1 protein-coding gene is annotated in these 4799 nt (G+C 74.0%); it reads right to left on the bottom strand.

Annotation, left to right across the window (positions count from 1 at the left end):
- On the bottom strand, positions 1 to 4799 hold a 4799-nt coding region (locus ABZ576_RS34190), incomplete at both ends, for an SDR family NAD(P)-dependent oxidoreductase (protein WP_360749961.1).

Below are 4799 nucleotides of genomic sequence, written 5' to 3'. Positions count from 1 at the left end.
AGACCGGCCTGCGTGAACACCGTCTGATCCAGCAGACCCTCACCGGACCCGAAGATCACATCCTTGACCGAATGCTCCACGAAACCCGCCAGCCGGGCGTCCAACGCGGCACACGCCTCGTCCAACGCCTGCGCGAAGAAGGGATACCGCTCATACAACTCGCGCCCCATACCGACGCGTTGAGACCCCTGACCGGGGAACACGAACACACTCTTGCCGTCGACCACGGAACCCGAGACGACCAACGGCGACGCCTCGCCCGCGGCCAGCGCACCCAGCCCCGCAACCGCTTCCTCCGCACTCGCGGCGACCACCACCGCCCGCTCCGACAGCACCGCCCGCCGGGACACCAACGCCCCCGCGACAGCCGCCAGCGGCACCTCCGTCCCATCCACGAACTCCGCCAGCCGACCCGCCTGCCCGGCCAGCGCACCACCCGACCGCGCCGACACCACCAGCGGCACCACACCACCCACCGGCACCACCGGCGACTCGACAGCGGACTCCTCCGGCGCCTGCTCCAAGATCACGTGCGCGTTGGTGCCGCTGACGCCGAAACCGGACACGCCCACCCGGCGCGGCCGGTCGGTCCGCGGCCAGTCACGGGCCTCGGCCAGCAGCTGGACCGCTCCGGCCGACCAGTCGACCTGGCTTGTGGGAGCGTCGACGTGCAGCGTGGCGGGGAGTACGCCGTGCTGCATGGCCTCCACCATCTTGATCACGCCGGCCACGCCCGCGGCCATCTGCGTGTGACCGATGTTGGACTTCAACGAGCCGAGGTAGAGGGGCTCTTCGCGGTCCTGGCCGTAGGTGGCGAGGAGGGCCTGCGCCTCGATCGGGTCGCCGAGGGTGGTGCCGGTGCCGTGGCCCTCGACCGCGTCCACGTCCGCCGGGGTCAGACCGGCGTTCGCGAGGGCCCTGCGGATCACCCGCTGCTGCGAGGGGCCGTTGGGGGCGGTCAGGCCATTGGACGCGCCGTCCTGGTTCACCGCGCTGCCGCGCACGAGTGCCAGCACCCGGTGCCCCTTGCGTCGGGCCTCCGACAGGCGCTCCAGGACGACCACGCCCGCGCCCTCGGCCCAGCCCGTGCCGTCCGCCGCCTCCGCGTACGACTTGCACCGGCCGTCGGCAGCCAGGCCCCGCTGCCGCGAGAACTCCACGAAGGTGCCCGGGGTCGCCATGACGGTGGCGCCTCCGGCGAGGGCCATCGAGCACTCCCCGCTCCGCAGGGCCTGGGCCGCGAGGTGGATGGCTACCAGGGAGGACGAGCAGGCGGTGTCGACGGTCACGGCCGGGCCCTCGAAGCCGAAGACGTAGGCGACTCGGCCGGAGGCGACGCTGCCCATGCCTCCGGTGCCGGTGAAGCCCTCCAGCTCGGGTGGGACCGGGCCGGTGGTGCCGTAGCCCTGGCCCATCAGGCCGGAGAAGACACCGACGTCGGTGCCCTTCAGGCCCAGGGGGTCGATGCCGGCCCGCTCCAGCGCTTCCCAGGACGTCTCCAGCAGCAGTCGCTGCTGCGGGTCCATCGCCAGCGCCTCACGCGGCGAGATGCCGAAGAAACCCGCGTCGAACAGGCCCGCCTCGTGCAGGAAGCCGCCCTGGCTCACGTACGACGTGCCCGCCTGGTCGGGGTCGTCGCTGAAGAAGCCGGTCAGGTCCCAGCCCCGGTCGTCGGGGAAGCCGGACATCGCGTCGCGGCCCTCGGACACCAACTGCCAGAGCTGATCGGGGCTGTTCACGCCGCCGGGCAGCCGGCAGGCCATGCCCACGATGGCGATCGGCTCGTCGGGGTCGGCGAGCGTGACCGCCGTGACGGGTGCGGCCGCGGTCGTCGCCACCTCGCCCAGTTCGCCGTGGAGGTGGCGGGCGAGGGAAAGCGGGTTCGGGTGGTCGAAGACGGCGGTCGCGGCGAGTTTCAGGCCGGTCGCGTCGCGGAGCCGGTTGCGCAGTTCCACCGAGGTGAGCGAGTCGAACCCGGAGTCGCGGAAGGCGGTCTCCGGCTTGATGCCCTCGGGACCCGCGTGGCCCAGCACGGTCGCCGCATGCGTCCGCACCAGGTCCAGCAGCAGGGCCTCCTGCTCCGCCGTGCCCAGCCCGGCCAGCCGGTCCGCCAGGCCGCCACCGCTGCCACGGGCCGCGGCCCGCACGGTCTGCCGTCCGGTGCGTACCAGCCCGCGCAGGAGCGTGGGGATCGCCCGGCCGGCGCCGGCGTCGGTGCGCAGCTGCCGCAGGTCGAGTTTGGCCGGGACGAGCAGTGCCTCGCCGGTGCGCAGCGCCGCGTCGAAGAGGTCCATGCCCTCGTCGGGGCTCATGGGCAGCACACCGCCTCGCCGGTTCATCCGGCTGCGGGTGAGGTCGTCCATGCCGGCCGCCATACCGCCGGTGGCCTGATCCCACAGACCCCAGGCGAGCGAGGTGGCGGGCAGGCCGGCGGCCCGGCGCTGGTGGGCCACGGCGTCCAGGTAGGCGTTGGCCGCGGCATAGCTGCCGGTGCCGGCGCCGAGGAAGACGGAGGAGACGGAGGAGAAGACGACGAACGCGGCGACCTCAGGCGCGAGTTCGCGGGTCAGTTCGTCCAGGTGCCGGACCGCCGTCACCTTCGGCGCGAACACCTGGGCCACCTGTTCGGGCCGGATGGTGCCGATCACTCCGGCGTCGGCGATGCCGGCGGTGTGCACGACCCCGGTCAGCGGGCGACCGTCCCGACGTGCTCGGGCCAGCAGGGCGGCGACGGCGTCGCGGTCGGTGACATCGCAGGACGCCACCGTGACCTCGGCGCCGAGTTCGGTGAGCTCGGCCACCAACTCGGCTGCTCCTTCCGCCGCTTGGCCGCGACGGCTGGCGAGCAGGAGGTGGCGGATGCCGTGCCGGGTGACCAGGTGCCGGGCCAGCAGTCCACCGAGCGAGCCGGTACCGCCGGTGATCAGTACCGTGCCCTCCGGATCCAGTGTGACGGGCGCCTCGGGCGTCGTGGTGGCCTCGTCGTGACCGGCGGCGGTGGCCCGGGCGAGCCGGGGTATGTACAGCGTCTGCCCGCGCAGGGCGAGTTCGGGCTCGGCGTCGGTGAGCACCCGGCACAGGGCTCGTTCCAGGGGGTCGTCCAGGGCGTGGTCGGCGTCCGGCTGCGGTGCGGTCCCGGACGGGGCTCCCGGTTCGAGGTCGAGCAGCACGATCCGGTCGGGGTTCTCGGACTGCGCGGCCCGGATCAGGCCCCAGACGGCGCCGCCCGCCGGGTCGGTCACCGCGCCGTCGGCGCCGGCCGGTACGGCACCCCGGGTGGCCACGACGAGCCGGGTCGGCTCCAGGGCAGGGGCGGCCAGCCAGGTCTGTACCGCCGCCAGCACCCGGTTCGTCAGCGCAAGCGCCGGGTCGTCCACGCCGTCGTCCTGGACCGTGGCGGCCTCCAGCACGATCAGCTCGGGCAGCTCGGACAGCACGCTCAGCTCGGACGGCTCGGGCGAGTCCGGCTCCGGCGGCTCGGTCGCCGCGGTCGCACGCTCCGCCAGGGCGGTGATGTCGGCGGCCGAGCGCACCCGGGCCCACGCGGGCGGCTGGTCCGGCGTCGCATCGGCTCCGGGCAGCGCGGTCCACTCGACGCGGAAGAGGGAGTCGTCGCTCCCCGTACCGGCGGCGGAGTCCAACTGCTCGGCGGACAGTGCCCGCGGCTCAGCCGACTCGGCCCGCAGCACCAGCCCGCCGGCCTGGTCGACCGCCTCCAGAGCCAGGGCGCCCCGCCCGAGCGGCGTGATCCGTACGCGCAGCGTCGTGGCCCCGACGGCATGCAGCGCCAGGCCGTGCCAGGTCAGGTACTGCCACACGCGCGGCCCGCCGTCGGCACCGGCCGTGTCCAGCAGCGCCGGGTGCAGGGCGGCGTCCAGCAGCGCCGGATGGAGCCCGTACCGCCCGGCCTCCTCGCGCTCGTCCTCGGGTACGGCGACCTCGGCAACGATCTCCTCACCGAGCCGCCACAGCCCTCGTACGGCTTGGAAGAGGGGCCCGTACGCGTAGCCGCGCCGGGCCAGACCGTCGTACAGCGTCTCGACGTCGAGGCGCTGGGCACCCGGCGGGGGCCAGGTGGCGAAGTCGCCCCGCGGGCTCTCGCCCGGCTTGGGGGTCCCCGTCAGCACACCGGTGGCGTGCCGGACCCAGCCCTCCGCCACGCTGCCCTCGCCGGCGTCCTCCCGCGTCGAGTAGACGGTGACGGTACGGCAGCCGCTCTCGTCCACTTCGCCGACGGCGACCTGGACGCGCACCCCGCCCTGCTCCGGCAGCACCAACGGTACCGTCACAGTGAGTTCGTCGAGCGTCCCGCACCCCACCTCGTCGCCGGCCCGGACGGCCAGCTCCACCAATGCGGCGGCGGGGAGGAGCACCAGGCCGCCGACGGTGTGGTCCGCGAGCCAGGGGTGGGTCCGCAGGGAGAGCCGGGAGGTGCACAACACCCCGCCCGTCTCCGGGACCTCCACCACCGCACCGACCAGCGGATGGTCCGTGGGCGCCTGCCCGAGGGCGGTGGCGTCGGTCGCTCCGTTCAGCCGGAGCCAGTAGTGGCGGTGGTCGAAGGCGTACGTCGGCAGCTCCACGTGGGTTCCGCCGGCGCCCTCGGGCAGCACACCGGTCCAGTCGACCGGCACGCCCTTGACGAACAGCTCGGCCATCGACGCCAGCAGCCGTCGCAGTCCGCCCTCTTCACGGCGCAGCGAGCCGGTGACGACGGCCTCCGCCTCGGTGCCGTCCACGATCTCGTTGACCGGCTGGACGAGGACGGGGTGGGCGCTGGACTCGACGAACACCGTGTG

The sequence above is a fragment of the Streptomyces sp. NPDC013455 genome (assembly GCF_040632975.1).
Taxonomy (GTDB): domain Bacteria; phylum Actinomycetota; class Actinomycetes; order Streptomycetales; family Streptomycetaceae; genus Streptomyces.
This window is presented reverse-complemented; position numbering and strand designations above follow the sequence as displayed.